At 53.6% G+C, this 20,354-nt stretch carries 10 protein-coding genes and 1 pseudogene; 7 read left to right on the plus strand and 4 right to left on the minus strand.

Translation table 11 applies throughout. The annotated features are described in order from the left end of the window. Window positions 1–220 precede the first annotated feature (220 nt). Window positions 221–2,407 carry a VWA domain-containing protein gene (locus tag FYC48_RS17865; protein WP_160149598.1) on the plus strand — a complete coding sequence of 729 codons (2,187 nt, stop codon included), beginning with the start codon at window positions 221–223 and terminating at the stop codon, window positions 2,405–2,407. A 184-nt stretch (window positions 2,408–2,591) separates the two neighbouring features. Here the strand turns inward: FYC48_RS17865 and FYC48_RS17870 are convergent, their stop codons facing one another. After that, complete coding sequence (locus FYC48_RS17870; RefSeq protein WP_160149599.1) at window positions 2,592–3,419, minus strand: TlpA family protein disulfide reductase; 828 nt, start codon at window positions 3,417–3,419, stop codon at window positions 2,592–2,594. Between the two features lie 157 nt (window positions 3,420–3,576). On the opposite strand from FYC48_RS17870, the gene FYC48_RS17875 reads away from it, so the two are divergent. From FYC48_RS17875 to FYC48_RS17890, 4 genes are all read left to right on the plus strand, one after another. Further along, window positions 3,577–4,215: a sigma-70 family RNA polymerase sigma factor gene (locus FYC48_RS17875; RefSeq protein WP_149498083.1), complete on the plus strand. Its 639-nt coding sequence runs from the start codon at window positions 3,577–3,579 to the stop codon at window positions 4,213–4,215. Between the two features lie 117 nt (window positions 4,216–4,332). Further along, window positions 4,333–6,522 carry a serine/threonine-protein kinase gene (locus FYC48_RS17880; RefSeq protein WP_149498084.1) on the plus strand — a complete coding sequence of 730 codons (2,190 nt, stop codon included), beginning with the start codon at window positions 4,333–4,335 and terminating at the stop codon, window positions 6,520–6,522. A gap of 250 nt (window positions 6,523–6,772) precedes the next feature. Further along, window positions 6,773–8,857: an ATP-binding protein gene (locus FYC48_RS17885; protein ID WP_160149600.1), complete on the plus strand. Its 2,085-nt coding sequence runs from the start codon at window positions 6,773–6,775 to the stop codon at window positions 8,855–8,857. Further along, complete coding sequence (locus tag FYC48_RS17890) at window positions 8,854–10,890, plus strand: EAL domain-containing protein (protein WP_149498086.1); 2,037 nt, start codon at window positions 8,854–8,856, stop codon at window positions 10,888–10,890. The genes FYC48_RS17885 and FYC48_RS17890 overlap by 4 nt, the downstream gene beginning before the upstream one ends. Window positions 10,891–10,895: 5 nt before the next feature. On the opposite strand, the gene FYC48_RS17895 is transcribed toward FYC48_RS17890, so the two are convergent. From FYC48_RS17895 to FYC48_RS17905, 3 genes are all read right to left on the minus strand, one after another. Then, window positions 10,896–11,420: a hypothetical protein gene (locus FYC48_RS17895; RefSeq protein WP_149498087.1), complete on the minus strand. Its 525-nt coding sequence runs from the start codon at window positions 11,418–11,420 to the stop codon at window positions 10,896–10,898. Between the two features lie 110 nt (window positions 11,421–11,530). After that, window positions 11,531–14,908, minus strand: a complete 3,378-nt coding sequence (locus FYC48_RS17900; RefSeq protein ID WP_149498088.1) for an efflux RND transporter permease subunit — start codon at window positions 14,906–14,908, stop codon at window positions 11,531–11,533. A 157-nt stretch (window positions 14,909–15,065) separates the two neighbouring features. Next, window positions 15,066–16,652, minus strand: coding sequence for an efflux RND transporter periplasmic adaptor subunit (locus FYC48_RS17905; protein WP_149498089.1), 1,587 nt, complete (start codon window positions 16,650–16,652; stop codon window positions 15,066–15,068). Between the two features lie 1,138 nt (window positions 16,653–17,790). Here FYC48_RS17905 and FYC48_RS17910 point away from each other — a divergent pair. Beyond that, a complete protein-coding gene (locus FYC48_RS17910) occupies window positions 17,791–18,720 on the plus strand; it encodes a sugar phosphate isomerase/epimerase family protein (RefSeq protein WP_160149601.1) in 930 nt (309 codons plus the stop codon). 365 nt (window positions 18,721–19,085) lie between these two features. Then, window positions 19,086–20,295: pseudogene (locus tag FYC48_RS17915) on the plus strand (IS4-like element ISRba2 family transposase). Window positions 20,296–20,354: the final 59 nt, after the last annotated feature.

The following is a 20,354-nucleotide window of genomic DNA, read 5'->3' on the forward strand; positions in this document are numbered from 1 at the left end:
CAAGTTTCCGCCCACGTTCGCTCGCGGTGACACGGACCTACACACGTCGCGGCGATGGATCTGTCATCTTTCTTTTCGAAAAAGGCAAAAATCGTTTCGAGGTGCGTACGTTCAGCGAATCTCCGACATCCACTGACGCCCAAACGCTATAGTAGCACGCCTAGCGTTTCTATCGACAAAAGGTTTCTTCGACACCTCCGAGGCGATCAGAATGTCAACCGTGAGATGGCTCACCGATTCGTCATCAGGATCCTCTTCGGGAACGTTCGCACTCGGCCTCCCCCCTGCGGTCCAGCCACCGCCAGTCGAGCCCACGTTCCTTCAATCGTGTCAACAAGACTCGATCCGCTCAGCCGTCGAGACATTGGACGTCGACGATGCTTCGTCGCCCCCATCAATCAAGCGATCGCTATCTTCCTGGCTGACATCGACGGTCCTGCATGCAATGTTGCTGCTACTGCTGATTTGGATACTCGCGCCACTGCATCGCTTGGATTCCCAAAATTCGGTCATTCATGTCAGCTTCGCTAATCCGTCGACCGCAGATTTTGGCGACATGAAAAGTATCTCGGTCGAACTTCCGTCTGCCCCTCAACGAACGACCGATCAAGTCATCGAAGAACAACGCGAGTCGACCGAGCAATTGCTGAAACAATTCACGTCTGCCAGCAATCTGGATTTCAGACCGAGCAACGCCGACTCCACCAGTACATCGACCAATCGTGAAACCGACGCGGCGAAGGGCAAAAGCCGATTCTTTGGGATTGATGCAAGCGGTGATTCGTTCGTCTACGTCGTCGACCGCTCCTCCAGCATGACCGGACGACGTTTCTATCGTGCGGTCGAGGAACTGATCGCTTCTATTGAATCACTGCAACCCAATCAGTCATTCCATGTCATCTTGTTCGCCCAAGGTCGACTATCGATGTTTAACCAGAGTTTAGTTTCCGCTCAACTGATGCCGGCGACAGAGAGCAACAAGCAAGAGTTTATCCGATGGCTTCGGCGTGTCGGCACCGCTGGCGGGACGATCCCGGATTCATCGATCGAATTAGCGATCAAGCTTCAACCGAGCGCAATCTTCCTTCTTTCCGATGGTGAATTTACCGGCCCGGGATATTCTCGGAGAACTCCTCACGGCGGAGCCCGGCAAACACTACGACTCGTCGAACAATCGGGACGCCAGATTCCGATTCATACCATCGCGTTCGAGGATCCCAAAAGTTGCCGGAACCTCCAACAGATCGCCGAAATAACTGCGGGAAGCTATCGGTTCATCGAACGACCGGGAGACATGCAAAAACAGATGCTTCGGCAAGTCGATCGCCTACTCGTCGACACCCCATCAAGAGATCGCGGTTTCGATTTACAACGCCTCAGCCTGGAATTCGCGAGTCAATCAACCGACGAAGGGCGCAAGCTGTTTGTCGAAAGGATCTGTGCGGATATCGAGCATTCTCTGCCAGCATCAGACGAAACTCAGGCAGCGATCAAACAACCATTTGAAATCGAGCAAACGCTGCTCTATCTCGAATGTTTGGTACGCAATGATTCCAAGCGAGTCCACTCGAAACCGATGCAGGTGCGATTGATCGATGAGCTTGTTTCAGGGCTTAATCAAGGCGATGACATCAAGCTTCTTGAGCGCATTTGCCAGCACGCTGCGCGGTGGCCAGCGAGCCCAGCCTCGCGTTACGCCATCGAAGCACTAACTGATTCATTTCGGCGGATCGAATCGTTGAAATGTGCCTCCAAATGCCTTCTCGATATCCGTCGTAATCATGGAGATACCAAAGCCATGGATGCGATTCAAAATCGGTTCGATAGTTTGTTAGCCGGCGCGACCAGTAGAGCCGATGATTTGCTAAGAGAAGGCAATCCGCTGAAAGCCCTTGAAGAACTAATTCAGGTCCGTCAGGGTGACGATATCGGCGCGGCGGGAGTCATGATCGACCAACGAATCGCCCAACTCACACTCGACCAACTTTGTATCGCCAAACAAGCCCAAATCGCTAACAATCGTGCACTCCGTGATTCAATCACATCAACGCTTGATTCGCTTTTCCTATCGTCACCGATGATCCTTCGCCAAACGGAGACGAAGCTGCTACAGCGTGAAATCAATGCCAGGCGGATCATGCGTCAAGCAAAAGAGATTCTGTACCGTCGTCCCAAAGACGCCGAGAAAGATATTCGAACGATCATCGACGAGTACCCAGAAACGATCACGGCCGCACATGCGCGCCAAATGCTTGGCGTTCGCGCACCTGCGCTGCCGGTTCGTCCTTCCGATCAAGCACAGGGCAAATCGCAAAACCCGCCCAACGAATCCGCCGAAGCCCAACCGACCGACGAAACGGCACCGATCAGCATGGAAGAGCTCTCACGCCTGATGGATGACAGCTAATGTCGCATTTGCACCAAAAAGTCCGAGTCTGATTCATCAGCCGTTTGGCGTTAGCCACGGTTCTTCTCGGCCTTGGCATTTCCCGATTTGCGTTAGCGATGTTTCCAAGGCAATACGTCGATGAATCAATCACATCTGCGATAGGGCTCAAGCGAAGACGAAAAACAATGCATCGCTCAAGTTCTTAGCTTCCGAGTGTTTCCAAGAAGGGGCGTACGTGTGACTCATAGGTGAACCCTGCGGTCTCGCCGACGTCGATGAAGCGTTTGACAAGGTTTCCTTCTTCATCGAAGACCAGGACCGCCGGGATCGAAGGCAAGTCGACGGTGCTAAAGACTTCGTCGCTCGGGGTTTCGCACAAGAAATTTGGGAATTCAGCCTTCTTCGACGCCAAGAACTCCGTGACCATCTCTGTATACGTTTCCGGCGGACGTGTTTTCCGCCCGTCGTAGTCGACCGAGACGGCGAAACAGGCGATTTGATCACCCTGTTCACGATGTAACTTCACCAGTTCAGGGAACTCTTTGATGCACGGCGCGCAACTGGTCGACCAAAGATCGACCACGGTGACTTTTCCTGTCGACTTTGCTTTTGCTTCCACCTCTTTCCAACTCGCAAGCCGCAGATCGACTGCCGGCGACTCTTGCTTTGCCGCGTCATTTAAGTCGGGCATTTCCAACCCGCCTTTCCCCGAATCAACCTCCGTCGATTCACCACTATTTTCAGGCAGCGGGGTGTCGGGTAATTGCATCCCCGACGTCGTCGCTGGATCGCTTGTCGTCGAAGCTGCCGCGGATGTACCAGCGGACGCAGAGTCAGGCTCCGGTTGAGCAGCCTCTGCGGCCGATGCCGACGGTACTGTTTCAGACGACGAGGACGGTGAAGTTGTCGGCTCCGTCGTTGCCGGCTCTGGCGATCCCCCGCAACCGATGGCAACCAGCATCAGCAACGGGAAGCCTCGGTTGAGCATCCTCAAAGAAATCCGGTTTTTCAAAGCAGGTGATTTGGACATTGGAAAACTCGGCTCCATCGATGTAAGTAGAAGGCAAACCAGAATGAGACCTGACAAAATCATCAGGACGATCCGCAGAGTATTCTGATCATCGCCCGCGTTATTAGATACACTGGACGTCTCTCGTCAGAACCCCAGATTGTCCAAGAACCGATCGATGACCGCAACAGATGGAGACATGTCGACGACCCAATTGGTGGTCGCGTCCAAACAGGGCGATAATTCGGCGTTCGGTCGACTGCTAGAACAGTACCGGGGATACCTATTGATGTTAGCGCATCGGCACCTCTCCGATCAACTGCGTCGCCGCGTCGATCCGGTGGATATCGTTCAGGTCACATTTCTAGAAGCGCAACGGGACCTCAACAGTTTCCGCGGCGAAACACCCGCAGAATTTGCGGGATGGCTTCGCGGGATGCTGAAAAACAATGTCGCCACTGCGGTAACACGGCATGTAATGACCCAAAAACGATCGGTCAAGCGAGAGATCGCCGCTGATGGTCCGGCCGGTAACGACTCCGCCGGTGCCCCGTGGATCACGCAACTTCCCGGAAGTACGACCAGCCCATCGGGTGTGGTCATCAAAGCCGAAACTGCATTGGCCCTTGTCGAAGCGCTTCACCAACTACCGGAAACGCAAGCCGAAGCGATTCGATTACGCTACATGGAAGGTCTTTCGTTGGCACAAATTGTCGAGCGGATGGGTAAATCTGATACCGCAGTGGCCGGATTGCTTAAACGTGGCCTACAAAAGCTGCGAACGATTATCGATCCGAAGAACAACCCTTACATGTAGCGCATCAGTGGCAACATAGCCGGGCAACCACCGCGGGCCGATGCGCCCTCACCGGCCGGTATTCGTGCCTGAAAAAATTAACCAGTTCTGATTGCACTCCCCGCTAGAACGCTATCTATGCCCTCCCCTCAGGAAGCTGACGACCCTATCGACGAAGCGTTTGCGGCGTACCTGAAGTCCGTCGACGAGGGCTCGATCGGATCACGAGAAGAATTTCTCGCCCAGTTTCCCGAGATGGCGACTGAGCTAAAGGATCTGATGGACGCCGCCGACGCGATCGATCGCTTTGCGGTCCGCTCGGAGCCCCCTCTTTCGTCGATCTCTCCGTCTCAAGCGGGTGCCGAAACCGTCGACTTCGTCACCAGCGATCCGAATCAATCGGGCGATGATCCCGCCGAAACGTTACCCGAAGCGAATCGCGCTAAAGGCGACCCGGGGCCGACGCTACCGTATGACTTGGGCGATTACCAACTTCAAAAAGTTGTCGGCCGCGGTGGCATGGGAGTCGTGTATCAGGCCCAGCAGAAAGTTCTTAATCGCACCGTCGCGGTCAAGATGATTCGTGGCGGAATGCTGGCCTGTGAAAACGATGTACGGCGGTTTTACACGGAAGCCCAAGCCGCCGCCGGGCTTCACCATCCTGGAATCGTTCCGGTCTACCAATTCGGTCATCGTGCGGGACATCATTTTTTTTCGATGGCGTTGATCGACGGGACCGATTTGCAAAAACGGCTCAACGAGGAAGACGAGCTACCGATCGACGACGCAGCCCGCTATGTCCGCGATGTCGCTCGGGCGATCGAACACGCCCACCAAAATGACGTCTTACACCGCGACCTTAAGCCTGCGAACATTTTGGTCGATCAAAAAGACCGCATTCATATCACCGATTTTGGCTTAGCGAAAAACCTCGGTGCCGATAGCTCGGTGACCGGAAGTGGCGCCGCCGTCGGAACCCCCAACTACATGGCTCCCGAACAGGCCGGGGGACACAGCGATCGGGCGACCCGCCAAACCGACATTTACTCACTCGGAGCGATTCTATTCGCATGCATCACCGGTCGACCGCCGCTACTCGGTGATTCGATCGTCGACACACTGATGCAAGTCGTCCACGAACCGCCGCCTCTGATGCGTCAATTCCGTAGCGGTGTGCCTCACGATTTGGAAACGATCGTGGCGAAGTGCTTGGAAAAACATCCGAAAAAACGCTACCACTCGGCCGGCGCCCTCGCCGAAGATCTTGATGCGTTTCTCGAAGGACGCCCTATCCTTGCGCGTCCGCGTGGCCGGTTGCTGCAGCTTTGGCACTGGTTCAGCGGCGTCCCGCTGGTCGGCGCATTGCTTGGCCGCAAAGTGGTACGGTCATCGCCAAGTCACCGGCGTGCCCAAGCGGCGATGCTGCTGATGATCGCCGCCAGCCCGTTCTTTTTTGTCGGTATCGCGATGCTGTACAGTCATCACATTCAATCGATGCCAGACCACGTCACCATCGCTGGCGGGATCGAGAATGGGACTTACAACAAGATCTCGTCACTGATCGCATCGCGGCTACGTGAAATCGATGGTGTCAGCGTCGACGTTGTTGCGACCGGAGGTTCAGTCGATAACCGACAACGGTTGCTCGATCAAGATGTTCATGTTGCCCCGATGCAAGCATCGGCGATCAACGACAATCGGCTTTGCGTCATCGCACCGCTATTTTACGAAATGGCGCACCTTCTGGTCCGTGGTGATGGTTTTGATTCCGGCTCGTTTCAGATCGAGCCGGAACAATTGATCGGACGCAGTATTGCCGTTGGGCCTCCTCAAAGTGGGTCACAAGGGACAGCCAAAATGATTCTCGATTCCCTGAAAATCGCAGCCGATGTGTCCCCACGAGTTACGACCGATTGGGCGAAACTCCACAGTCCCAATGCGCCGCCAATTGCGTTGGTTTGTGTCGGTGCCGGAAGTGACTTGATTGTTAAACTACTTGCCAGCGGTTGGCAGCTCAAATCGATCCCGCAAAGCATCATGATCTCGATCCATCATCCGACGCTTCGCCCAATGACGATCGATGCGTCTGACTATCCTGAATCGTCGATCCCCAAAGTAGGCCTGCCAACGGTTGGCACCACTGCGTTCCTTGCCGCTCGTCGTGATACGCCATCGGAACTGGTCCAAGCGACCCTTGAGCTTCTATATCGCGAACCGACGATCATCGAAAATTTGATTCCACGTGATCGTACCGCCGAATGGCAAGGCTTGGATTTCCATCCGACCGCACGGCAATACTTCGCCACCATCGAAGTCGGTGTTCAGTAGGCGCGAAAATCGTCGCAATCGTTTCCACCGTTACGAAACGCTTAAAGTCGGCTCGCTCGGTGTGTCTGATTCCCCGGGGCGGCTTCACGTCGATCGCTAAGACCTAGGGTTTTCTGACTCACCCGCTTCGCGCTTGAATTGGTGCAACTTGGATTGGCTAATTTAGAGATGCCAATCCCGCGCAACGTCCTTGGCTAAAGCAAATAGCGATGCGGTGTCTGATCGACCGCCCGCGTCTTCGTTTGCAACAATGCCTCGGCAACACAATCCACCTTCCGAGCTAAGTCCGCTCGATCCTCCCTCCCCGATTTCCGCCGATGCGAGCAATAAAGAACGCCCGCACTCGCAATCGTTGCGCAGCAAAATCGTGCTCGCGCTTGCCCTCATGCTCGGCGTCGTCGTCGGAATCGAAGAGTTCGTTCGACAATACGTGATCGCGAATGAGTTCGCGGCGCTCGAACGCGTCACGGCACTTAAAGAAACCAATCGTGTTCTCTCGGCGATCAACACCGAAATCGACTTCTTGGCCGACACTGCGGTGCGCGATGTCACGTTTCTCGCCTATGCCGAAAATCCGAACGAGAACGCTGTTCGCTACGAGACACTCAATCAATCCGATGAAACGGAGCGCCGTACCGCTCGAGTTCACTGGCGTGCCCGCGTTGATGGAAAAGGAAACTGGCACTGGTTGACGCCCCCAAGTCTTCCGGCAGAAGTCGTCGACCAAATCGGCGCCCGTCTACAAAACCACAACTGGACGAAAAACCCAGCGGCAACGGGAATTACCACCGACCAACAGGTCAACCTCATGCTTTTTGCCGGGGTCCGCTTGCCTGACAATGCCGTAAACGTTCAACCGATCGTCGCTGGTGACGATGATGACGAGTTCGATCGCCACGGCTACTACGTCATCGGCCGAGCGCTCGACCAGACGCTCGTTGCTGACTTGCAGCGTCGTACGAGCGTTCCCTTTACGATCAGTCGACTACATACGGAAACCGCTCATGACGGAAAACTACAAATCCGCGCGGTCAACCAGTCGATGCTCGCGGTGCACTCACCACTGCTAAACCCGGAAGGCGAGACGCTGGCCGAATTACTTGTCAGCCTCCCTCGCGACGTCATGATGCGAAGCAAACGGACCACCGCCATCGCCCGCTACCTATCGCTCTGTGGTGTCTGTGGGTCACTGCTGATTCTATTTTTATTGTTACAACGATTGGTGATCGGAAGGCTGGAATCGATTCGTCAGCACACCGAGCAAATCGCACAATCGGGATTAATCGTCAACGATTCCGATGACTCCCCGCTCGAAGTCGCGGGCAATGACGAAATCAGCCAACTCGCCGATTCGTTCAGTCGCATGCGAGAGCGGCTCGGCGATGCCCAAAGCCAACTGACCGATGCGTCCCACGCCGCAGGGATGAGTCTTGTCGCCAACACAGTGATCCACAATGTCGGAAACGTACTGACCAACGTCAACAGTTTAATGGAAACGGCAACTCAGCGAGTCAACGCGTTGCGTGTCGAACCGCTCGAAAAACTAGCACAACGACTCGGCGACGATGACCTTGATGAAGCCTTCCGGCAAGCAACCCCGAACTACCTTCACCGGTTGAGTGAAACGCTCGAAGACGACAAAAGGGATTTGACCGACTTGCTCTACACTCTCAACGACAACATTCAGCACATCCACCAAGTCATTCGTGATCAACGCAAACACACCAGCCAGTCGCTGCAATGGTCAAGACTTTCGCTGCCGAAACTGATCCGCGAATCGATCAATTGTGCCGAAGCCAAACTAAGAGAAGATCAAGTCAGGGTTGAATTTGAGTACGACTCGAATCTTCCTATTTGGACGGACCGATCGCTACTGCTTCAAGTATTGATCAATGTGATCACGAACGCCGGTAGTGCATGTCATGAGTTCACGCAATCAGATCAAACACCGACTCTGAAGGTTGACATCATCAAGACTAAATCGGCTGCCCGGGTGCGTTTTCGTGACAACGGATGTGGTATGGACAAGGCAACCTTGTCACGAGTATTCGCAGCACACTTCACGACACGGTCATCGGGATCCGGACTCGGGTTACATTTCTGCGCGAACGCGATGAAACGCCTCGGCGGTGCGATTCATGCCGAAAGCCTTGGTCGTCATCAGGGTTCGACCTTCATCATCGAAATCCCGCTCACCCGCCCCGGCCTGCATGGGTCCGGCGAAACTGAGGCCGTGGCGTCTGAGTCTTCCACCGCGATCAATCTTACCCCAGACGATACGGTTGACTTAACTCCGGTCACCGAAACCGATGATCGAGAGGAATTCACGTCATGACTGAATTTCAAAACGAACGTCGCGTCTTGATCGTCGACGACCAACCAGAAATCCACGAGACGTTTCAGCGAATCTTTCGTCGCGAGCGAAAGCAACATGTTGAGTTGGACGATTTTGAAGCTCGATTCCTTGATTCCTCACAAGTCAGCGGTGCTCCAAAACCGCCACACGCAGTTTATGCGGACTTGCCCATTTTCAATCTGACCCACGTTTCCAGCGGCGAAGAGGGAATTCACGAAGTCCAAAAATCGATCGATCGCAATTCGCGTTTCGCGGTCGCGTTTGTTGACATGCGAATGCCGAAGGGACTTGACGGCTTAGAGACGATTAAGCGTCTCTGGAAAATTGACCCTGAGATCCAAGTCGTTATCTGTACCGCCTATAGCGACCACACGTGGGAAGACATCATCAACAGTCTTGGCCTAAATGACCGCTTATTGCTACTGCGTAAGCCCTTCGCGCATGACGAAGCCCGACAACTTGCGATGGCACTCAGCGAGAAATATCGCTTAGCAATTCGCCAAAAAGAGAAAATGACGATACTCAAGAATGAAGTTAATCGTCGTCGTAAAGCTGAACTAGAACTCCGTGACATCGCCCATCGTGATTCACTGACGGACCTTCCCAATCGTCCGTACCTGATCGAAAAACTCGAGTCGGTCTTAGCGAACCAAGGGCCAAAGCGAAAAACGTTTGATGCGATCCTTTTTTTAGATCTCGACAACTTTAAAATCATCAACGACTCCTTGGGGCACGATGCCGGAGACGACTTGCTAAACCAAGTTGCGGTCCGCTTACAAGAATGTGTCCGCGAGCGCGATGCTTCCGCCCGTCATACCGATACGGGAAAGCCTTTGTCACCGTCATACGACAAAACCGTCCGACTCGGTGGCGACGAGTTTGTGGTGCTTCTCGAACAGATGCTCCATAGAGACGATGCGTTGCGTGTCGCCAGGCGTATCGTCAAACGCATCGGAGAACCCTTCGAAATCGGCGATCGGTTGGTCACCGTCGGCACGAGTGTCGGCGTCGCCTTTCTGGATGACACGCTCGACGATGCACACGATGCTTTGCGAAATGCCGACACGGCGATGTATCAAGCCAAGAATACCGGAAAGGGGCAGATCGCAGTCTTCGATCAAACGATGCACGAAGCGATCGTCGCCCGCCATGAATTAGAAGCACAACTGCGCGTCGCTCTGCGTGACGAACGATTCGAACTGCGCTATCAACCGATCATAAGCCTGCGTGACGGGAGTATCCAAGGCGTCGAGGTCCTTTCGAGATGGTGCGGCGAAGATGGCGCTTATGTCCCTCCGAGTAAATTCATTCCGATCGCCGAGGAAATCGGCCTGGTCAGCGAATTTGGCGAATGGGTCCTGGAACGTTCGATGCGAGAGTTTGGGAAACTGATCCAATCGTTCCCCGACCTTCAACGCCCCGATGTCTACCTCGGCGTCAACGTATCCCGGTGCCAATTGGCCGATCCGTTCTTCGTCGATCGACTCAATGCGATCATCGATCGAACCAAGTTTTCTTCCGCACTTAAATTGGAAATGTCCGAAAACAGCGACGCACGTCATAGCGAGCGATCGCGTCAAACGATGCATGAACTGGATGAATTCGGCATCGGAATCCATATTGATGACTTTGGAAAAGGCAGTTCCTCACTGCGTTGTTTTCACGAATACCCTGTCGAAACGGTCAAGATCGACCGAACATTCACCGCTTCGATCGTGGTCGACCAAGGGCATGCGATCATCGCCGAAGCGATCATGAAACTGGCTCATCACCTCTCGGCTCGCATCGTGTGTCAGGGCGTTGAATCACCGCTGCAACTTGATTTATTGCAGCGATGGGGATGCGACAGTGCCCAGGGTTATCTGTTCGCACCGCCGATGACGATCGACGGCCTCCGAAGCCTAATGCTCGATCCGATGACAAGCCGTGGTGTTCAGATCATTCGTTCTAAGCCGATGGCACCGATTCAGTTTCCTTCGGCGCCGGGCAATCCGTTGTTCACCAACGACTAGGACGATCATTCATGGTCATGCCCTTGGTGACCATGTTCGTGTTCATGATGTCCGTGGTCATGCGTGATCGATCCGTTAAACGACTGTTCTCCAATTCGAACAATCACTCCCCCCTCGGCTCCCCGATCCATCCAATCGACCAGTTCCGGGTCATCGGAAATGAATGTCGTCGCTGATGCGTCTTCCGCTTCTGCATCAGTCTTTCCTTGGTTGGACGCGGCGAGTTGGAAAGATCGCACCTGATCGTCAAGTTTTAGATTCACTTGCAACGTCGGCGCGCTGATCGCAACCGGATTTATCGCGGTCCCATCGAGTACGTGCATGATAATGGTGTCATCATCATGTAGTAATTCAAGATGGTACGACTCCTTGCCCAACTCGATCAATTCTCCACCATTCGGTCCATGCTCGGGATGATCCGCGTGCCCGGACTCAGATTCGCCATGTGATGTCACAGTGTGATTTTCACTCGAACACCCGACCAGACAAACCAGAGCCACCATCGTAACCAAGCTTATTTCTCTCAACATTTCGCTTTCTCCTGGGTAAATTCACCATCGTTTTCCGGCACCAATCCGGAGTCTCGATGGATGCTTCAACTGTTATGAATCGCTAAAACTCATCGCCTAAAATGGGCGATCTAAGAGTGCTTCGTTTTCATTTCCGCTTCCCAAATCTCGTCGTCCGAGTTGGCAATGATCTGTTTGCCTGATTCGATGCCGATGCTCCAAAACAATGCCGGTCGTACAAAGAACTCGGCCAGTGTGCTGCTCACCAAACCGCCGACGATTACCGTTGCAATCGGATACAAGATTTCCTTTCCCGGTTGCCCCGCGGCGAGCGCCAGCGGTAAAAGACCGATCCCACTGGTCAGTGCCGTCATCAACACCGGCGCCATTCTTTCTTGGCCTGCCCTCGCGACCATTGCTCGCGACCACGTTTCGCCTTCGTAACGAACCAAGTGGACATAATGGTTGAGCAAAAGGATTCCATTTCGACTGGCGATACCACAAAGCGAAATAAATCCAACGATCGCCGCGACAGTCAAATGTTGATCAGTGATCACGAGCGCGGCGACGGCGCCGACAAAAGCAGTCGGAAGTGCGACGAGGACTTGGGCGGCAAAATTGACATTCCCAAACAAGGTGTAGAGGACCAAGAACATCCCGATGAGCGCAACCGCCGAAAGCAGAGCCAAACGACGCGACGCTGACTGTTGGCTTTCAAATTGCCCGCCATACTCCACGAAATAACCGGCCGGAAGTTCCACGGCACCCAACCGTTGTTTGATGTCAGTGACGGCATCCACGACACCTCGATTTGCGACGTTTGCTTGGAGCACAATTCGCCGTCGGACCTGCTCCCGTTTGATCATATTGGGACCTCCGCTTTCATAGATTTTGGCGACCGACTCCAGTGGTACACGGCCTCCATCAGGTAACGGCACAACCAACCGACGCAATCTTGAGAGATCTTCGCGATACGATTCCTCCATACGAACCAACAGGTCGAAACTTCGCTGGCCCAACAGGACTTGGCTCACAATGGTTCCATTCATTGCCGTCTCGACCATCTCCATCACTTGAGCCGGACGTAATCCAGTCTGCTTAAGCGCCGAGCGATCGAGCTCGATTCGCAACTGCGGAATGTTTGTCTGTTGCTCCACCATCACATCGGTCAGCCCAGGTACATCGGCGATCGCCGCTTTCATTTCCTCTGCTTTCTTGCGAAGCAGATCGAGATCATCGCCGTAGAGCTTGATTCCGATTTGAGCTTTCACCCCGGAGATCATGTGACTGATCAAGTGGGCCAAAGGCTGTTCTGTACTCGAGACCACTCCGGGGATCTCTTCCATCGTGTCGCGAATCGCACGGATGGTCTGCTCACGATCGGCATGTGTTTCGATCTCCAAAAACATTTCGGTGACATTCACACCCTCGGCGTGTTCATCCAGTTCGGCTCGACCGGTTCGTCTTGCAACCGACTTGACCGCCGGGATCTTAATCAGTTCCTCTTGAACCGTCAGACCGATTTGATTGCTTGTCGCAAGCGATGATCCCGGCGGAAGCAATGCGTTCACCTGCACGCTGCCTTCGTTGAACGGTGGCAAGAAATCGTTTTCAAAACGAAACAGCATCATCGCGGCGACTCCAACCGCGATCATGGATATCCCCAACACCAACCCAGAAAAACGTGTGCTGAAATTGATCGTCGAACGTGCGATACCGTGTAGGCCTTCCAGCAGTTTCCCTTCCTCTGCGTGCTCCCCACCTAGCCGGCGTTCAACGATAAGAACCCCAATCCAGATCGGAATTGTCAGCATGACGGACCACCACAACGGGCTTCCTGGGAGCGACACATCCGAGCCGACAAATTCGAGTGTCCTCGGCAAAATCCAATGACAAACAAGCACACCGATTACAAACGCGAAGCCCGGAAGCAGGACCCTCCAAACTCGGTCGCCGACCAATAAAAGCGACGCGAGCACTGGCGTCACGGTGAGGGAAACGACCAAAGATGCCAGGAGAGAGACGACGTACCCCAACGCAAGTGGCACAAACAGTTTCCCCTCCATCCCTTCGAGTGCGAACAACGGCAAAAACACCAGTACAACAATCGCCGTCCCGTACACGACGCTACTTCGTACTTCGATGCTTGCCTGATAAACGACTCGGATCGAAGAAATCGCTCTCGAGGACACCGACATCGCTTGCGTCGACGCTTTGTTTCGCCATTCCTTCAATCGGCGAAAAATGTTCTCGACATCGACAATTGCGTCGTCAACTAACTCGCCGATCGCGACTGCCAATCCTCCTAGCGTCATCGTATTGATCGACAGCCCCATTGCGGTAAATACCAACGCGGTGGTGACAATCGACAAAGGGATGGCGGTCAGTGTGATGAAGGTCGTACGAAAGTTCAGCAAGAACAGGAACAAGATCACAAACACCAGCACTCCTCCGTCGGCGAGCGCCTCGACCACGTTTTCGATTGCCCGATCGATAAAAGACCGCTGCGAGTACACGTTTTCAATTCTCAGGTCGGAAGGCAGCGTCAATGCCAACTCTTTTAGGGCGGCTTCGATCGCGTCGTCTACCGCTCGCGTATCGGCTCCCGGTTGTTTGTTGATTGTCAACATCACCGCAGGTCCTCCATCTACGCCGCCATCAGGATTTTTTAGTAACGCTGATGAATCGCCCCGCTTGACTTGGCTTCCTTCGACCACGCTGGCAATGTCGGCCAACGTAACGGGCCGATTGTCACGTGTTTCGACGACGATCTCGCGCAGATCATCAAGACCGTTGATCCTGCCTAACCCACGAACGAGCAACTCGTTGCTACCTTGTTGATCGAGGTAACCTCCGGTCGCATTCAGATTGGACTCGCTCACCGCCCTGTGAACCTCTTCGACGGTCAAATCGAACTCACGCAATCGATTAGGATTTAGCAGCACTTGATACTGCAGACGACCGCCGCCCATCGTAAAGACCTGAGAGACCCCCGGAATGGTCAGCAGGCGTTGACGGACAACCCAGTCGGCAAGCGTGCGAACTTCCATAGGCTCCGTCTTTTCACCTTCGCTCCACATGGCATACATCAAGATCTGTCCCATGATGGAAGAAATCGGAGCCAACGTCGGTTTGATTCCTTCCGGCAAGCTTTCCTGAGCAAGTTGCAAACGCTCATTAACGATTTGTCGATCGTTGTAAATGTCAGTTCCCCAGGCGAACTCGACATAGATCACCGATAGCCCTATTCCACTGCTGCTGCGAACAGCCTGGACGCCACTTGCTCCGTTGAACGCTGTTTCAAGTGGGAACGTAATAAGCGCTTCGACTTCCTCCGGTGCCATGCCCGGTGCTTCTGTCATCACGACCACACGTGGCCGATTCAAATTAGGAAAAACATCGATAGGCATCCGAAGTGCCTGCCAAGTTCCGACCAACACCAGCAGGATGGCGACCGCCAACACGACGATACGATTGCGAAGTGAAAAACGAATGATAGAGTCAAGCATGATGCCGTTTTTCTCTCAAGGAAACGATTACCTTCGAAGAACACCGCTGAAGCGCAGAACTTTCCTGCACGCTTCAAAACTCGGCGGAAATAGAACTAAGTCAGACGGCTAGCAATGAACCCGTTGTTACAGGATGCAGTTTCGCCGTGACTTCTCGTCAATGGTTGTGGCCGGCATGCGGATCGATGGCTCCGACGGTCTTGTTCTTGATCGCCATTTGCAACTGATGAGCCCCTCGGGTCGCGATGGTCTGCCCGGGCCAAAGCTGACCATCGTTTGCGATCGCAACGCTCACCGAATCGCTGGCCAAGACGTGCACGCCGACTCGATCAAAGTGTTTTGCGTTTTCAACAAACACGTACCTTTCGGGTCCCTCTTCGGCGACGGCTTCTTTAGGGACGACGATCGCCTGATCGAACGATTTTGTCGGGATCCGCAGTGTCAACCGTTGCCCGGGCTTGTATCGCCAGCTCACGAATTGATGCCCCCTGGACTGCACCGTCCGCTCCACTTCGTTCTTCAATCGAACATAGAAAGGCAACGCGCGAGATTGCCGATTGACCTCGTTGCCCAGATAAACAATCTTCAAACCTTCGACCAACCTTCGTTGTTCTCGATCGAGTTCGATAATTGCTTGTAATGGCTCTTGCCGATCGGCGATCGATCGCAAAGTTTCGCTATCACGCTGAAACGCAGAACCTTCGATCAGCAACTCGCTGTAATCTGAAAGCTGAGCAAGCATTTGCCCGGCCTGCACCGACTGACCACGAGTCACGTTCAGATCGGTCACTAAGAATTCGGCATCAATATGTTCCGGATGGGGCAACGGCTGCGTGAACGCGGTCAGTTTCGTGTTCAATACCTGTGCCCCTGGTAAAGCGATCTCACCAGGATTTGCGCGGCCCGCCTTCGCCGATGACTGAAAGTACGACTCACCGGCTTCGTGGTGCAATGACCGGTCGGAGTGCAACACGGGAGCATACACGGTCACTTCACGGACTAATTCTCTCGTCGTCTCGATCCCTTTGATTTGTTCCGCGGTCAGCCCGTGCAGTAGCATCGACTGCCTAGCCGCACGTAAACTCGCTTCCAATCGATCACGCTCGTACTCGCGTTCGATCCGTTTGCTCGCCGCAATGGCCCCTGACGAAGCGATCGATGTCAAACGTTGGATCTCTCGTTGCTCGACATCCAGCTGTCCCAACGAAGTTAGAAAATCCTCTTGAGTCTCGACGAGATCCTGGTGAGTCAGTCGAAGCGTAAAGAGCGGCGTACCGCTTCGAACGACTTCGCCTCGCGATACTTGGATTGAATTGATTACGCCTGTCAAAGGAGACGTCATTGCCACGTGTGTTTGGCCCGGCCATGCGGTAATGACAGCAGGAATTTCGATCGTCTCTTTAAACGTCTGGAGCGAAACAATCTGTGTTTGTAAGCGCAGATTGGCCCTCGCTTGTTCACTCAGCTCAATTGATTGCTGATCGTCGTGTCGTGGATGGTCGTGTTCGACGTGACCGTGATCTTCATCGCCAACGGCGGACGATTCCGAGTCAGCTGCCGGTTGCCTGCCTGCCAACGGCCATCTATTCCATCGTGGGACGCCCGTCACGACGGACGTTCCGATCACCGCAATCAATACGATAAGTGCAGTCCATCGAACATTTCGAATCCATCCACGATCGTACTTTGGTCCGCTTGTCGGAATCGTTTTAGTTGACGTGTCTTGAATCTGATCTTCGTTCATCGATTCAATCTATTGAAGGAGTAACGAATGACCGCTTGACCACTGCGTCGTCCCGAGACGCGCAGCATCCAATCGATCTCCATGAACACCCCGGCGAAAGGCTGACGAAAGATTCGCCACAGCTCAATCAACCGTGTGATAGAAGCGATCCAGTGTGGATCCGCAAAGCACGCCGACCGTCAATCATCAGTTGCATGGAACCACACGAGATGGCATGGCCCAAGGCAATCAACAGTTTGGCTTTGGCTATCGGATCCGAAATTCGAAGAAAGAGGTGCCCAACGAGATTCGTTGACCCCGTACGACGATCCTAGATCAGCCAGGTGCAAAGAATTGCACATCGATGCTGCGCACGTTCCACTTGGCAACAACCAAATAAAACACAGTTGGCAATCGATGCAGGCGGAATGCCAGAAGAGACGCCGATGACATCGGCAGGAAGAAAGGCCACCGCTGGGCCATAATCGAGATCAAACAGTTCTTCCGATGAAGGAACAAAACTGCAACGGACACTGCCATCACCGCAAGGCGTTCCCTGCTGCTCAGGCCCCGATTGACAACAACGGCACAAGGAACTTTCATGAGCAGAATGCTCGTGGTCCTCTAACCGATCGCAGGCTTTGCGTTCATGCGAACATCCCGAAACTTCCGCATCGCGGTGTTTTTGATGCAGGTGTTTTTGATGCAGATGGCCGTGATCGTGCTTACATGCGGCCGAAGCTTCGGCACCGATGACACGATCGGCGCTGTTGTGCATCTGATGCGAATGACCACTGCACGCACAAGCCGCGTGCAACGAGCATCCGAAAATCGAATGGACGAGCAAAGCGATGGCGGTGATGGTTCGAATCGAGATCAATTCACGAGCCCAATCATGAGAGTGACGACAGAAAGATTATCGGGTGTTTGCCGCCCCGCGTCCAGTTCGAAATCCTAGAACTTCCCCACGGCCGCTCAGGATTTCTGTTTCTTCTTCTTGTGAAGTCCCAGCCGATGCAACCGCGGTGCGTTTCGAAGTACAAAATTCGCGTTCAATGTTTTCCCACGCGACAACGAGAGCCTTTATGCTGTACGCACCTCTCGGAGATTTGCCGCACCGGCGATGATTTCGCCGCTTCCTCCTTCCCCCACCTTTGCCGTGCCTGTCTCTTCCCGTCGACGCTTTTTGTCCAATGCGACGTGTCTGCCATTTGCAACCATTGCGGCATTCTATGCCGCCGCCGAGTCGCCACTATCGCGACGATGCCCGATCGGATTCGGCACCTATGGACATCCCGGCATGTCGCTTTCGCAGAGCATCGATCTAGTCGCCAAGACCGGTTTTGATTCAATCGAAATCGTGTCGATGCCCGGATACCATGGCGCACCTGATCAGCTCACACCGGAGCAACGTAAAGCGATTGGGCAGCGAATCACCGACCAAGGGCTACAATTAGGCGCCCTCATGGGGCTCCCAAATCCCAATCGCGAACGGATCCAATCCGATCGTCGATCGGTACAAAAGATGCTCCAACTCGCGACCGACCTCGCCCCGAAACAACCACCGATCATTCAATCTGTTCTCGGCGGTGGGCGATGGGAAGACCTAAAAACACTTTATCGAGACGTGCTTGGAGATTGGACACGCCTTGCATCCGAAGCCAACGTCCGCCTCGCGATTAAACCTCATCGCAGTCATGCCATGTCACTTCCCGAGCATGCGATTTGGCTCATCGAACAACTGGGGAAACCCGATTCACTTTGCATGGTGTACGACCACAGTCACTATGCGTATCGCGAACTCAAAATCGAAACGCTTGTTGATCAAGCTCTGCCCTACACGGGCTACATCGTCGTCAAAGACATTGCGATGGTCGATGGAAAAACACAGTTCGCATTGCCAGGCGAGATTGGCTCGATCCCCCACGGCAAGATTCTGCAGCGTTTCATTGCAGGTGGTTATCGGGGTGAAGTTTGCTGCGAAGTCAGTTCACAAGTTTGGCGTCAACCAAATTACTCTCCCCAAAATGCGACCGAAATCTGCTATCGCAATCTTTCAAAAATGACTGCTGACATCGACGAAAGCTAACTCCAAACGATTGCTCCTGTGGCGTCAAGCTCAAGAGTCACTTCAACGCCGACTCATCGGTATTCTTCTTACCGATGTTCGCAGCTGCGGTCATCGTGACAAACTTAGCGGATGTGTTTTGCTCCTACGAAAAGACGTCGGCATGCAAGTTCATTGGCAGATTCCGACTAAGCAGTTGAACATGAATGATTCGGCTTAAGTCATTTCACTCTCCCACTGGGCATTGGTATCTACACAAGTTTTAGCTTTTCGTAGACTGCACTGGATGGAATTAATCTTCCGCGGATGGAGCCGCGGCTGCAACGTCGGTACTTGCAACTGGTGCAAGAACACATGAAATCTGCTAACAAAAACGCGGCCGGACCATCGCTCAAACCGGGAGAAAACCAAGCGTTCTCCGCGACCCAGGCAACTTGGCGGTTCCTATCCAACCCCAACGTGACGCTGCTCGATTTGATCGAGCCATTGCGAGAGGTGGGCCGACAAGCCGCTCAACTTTCGCCTTCTGATTATGTGCTCTTGGCTCACGATTGGTGCAAAATTGACTACAAAAGCCACACATCAAAGAAAGATCTTCGCCAAATCACTCATGAACACGACATCGGCTACGAGATGTCGACCTCATTGTTGATCGATGCTGCCAGCGGAGCTTCGTTAGCTCCAATGCAGATGCATCTGAAAACGGGTAACGCGGTCCATTCAACGGCAATCGATCGGCCGGCGATGGACGACCATCGTCTCGACGAAGTGACGCCCACGATGAACGAGTCCGGTGATTGGGGCCTGGACCGTAAGGTCGTCCATGTGATCGATCGAGAAGCCGACACACTAGGGCGGATGCGTCAGTGGGACCAAAAGGGGCATCTGTTTCTCGTTCGTTGCGATGATCGCCGAGTGAAGTGGAATGATGAAAGTGTTTTGCTTTCCGAAATCGAAGAGCATTTTGATCGCGAAATTCTTTTTGAGGCCTGCGGTGATGCACTTTATCACGGCAAAACGGTGACTCAGGAGGTCGCTGAAACAGAGGTCGTCCTGCATCGCCCGCACAGCGAAGTGATCGATGGTGAAAAGCGTCAGGTCAGCGGCGATCCAATCCGAGTACGTTTGGTGGTCACGCGATTGCTTGACGAGAACGATTACGTGCTAGCGCAGTGGACGCTTCTTTGCAATGTGTTTGATGCATCAATCAGCGGCTACCAAATCGCTCTATGGTACTACTGGCGTTGGCTAATCGAGACGTATTTCAAGCTGCTCAAGAGCCACGGCCAGGAATTGGAGCTGTGGCAACAGCAGAGCGGTGAGGCGATTGCGCGTCGAATTTTGGTTGCATCGATGGCATGCGTTGCCGTGATGCAACTACAAAACGATAGGAGCGACGAAGCTGCCGAGACAAAACGCATTCTGATTCGACTGAGCGGGCGACAGATGAAGTATGGTGTCGAGTCGACTCCGCCAGCATTATTGGCGGGAATGATGGTACTACTTTCGGTGACCGATATTTTGGAGTCACCCGACGTCGATATAGGTACACTCAAACGGCTCAAAGCCAAAGCTCTCCCCTTCGCACTTGTGTAGATACCAATGCTCACTGGGAGAGTGAAATGACTTAAGCCGAATTAATCGTATTCAACTGC

This window comes from Roseiconus lacunae (assembly GCF_008312935.1).
Taxonomy (GTDB): domain Bacteria; phylum Planctomycetota; class Planctomycetia; order Pirellulales; family Pirellulaceae; genus Stieleria; species Stieleria lacunae.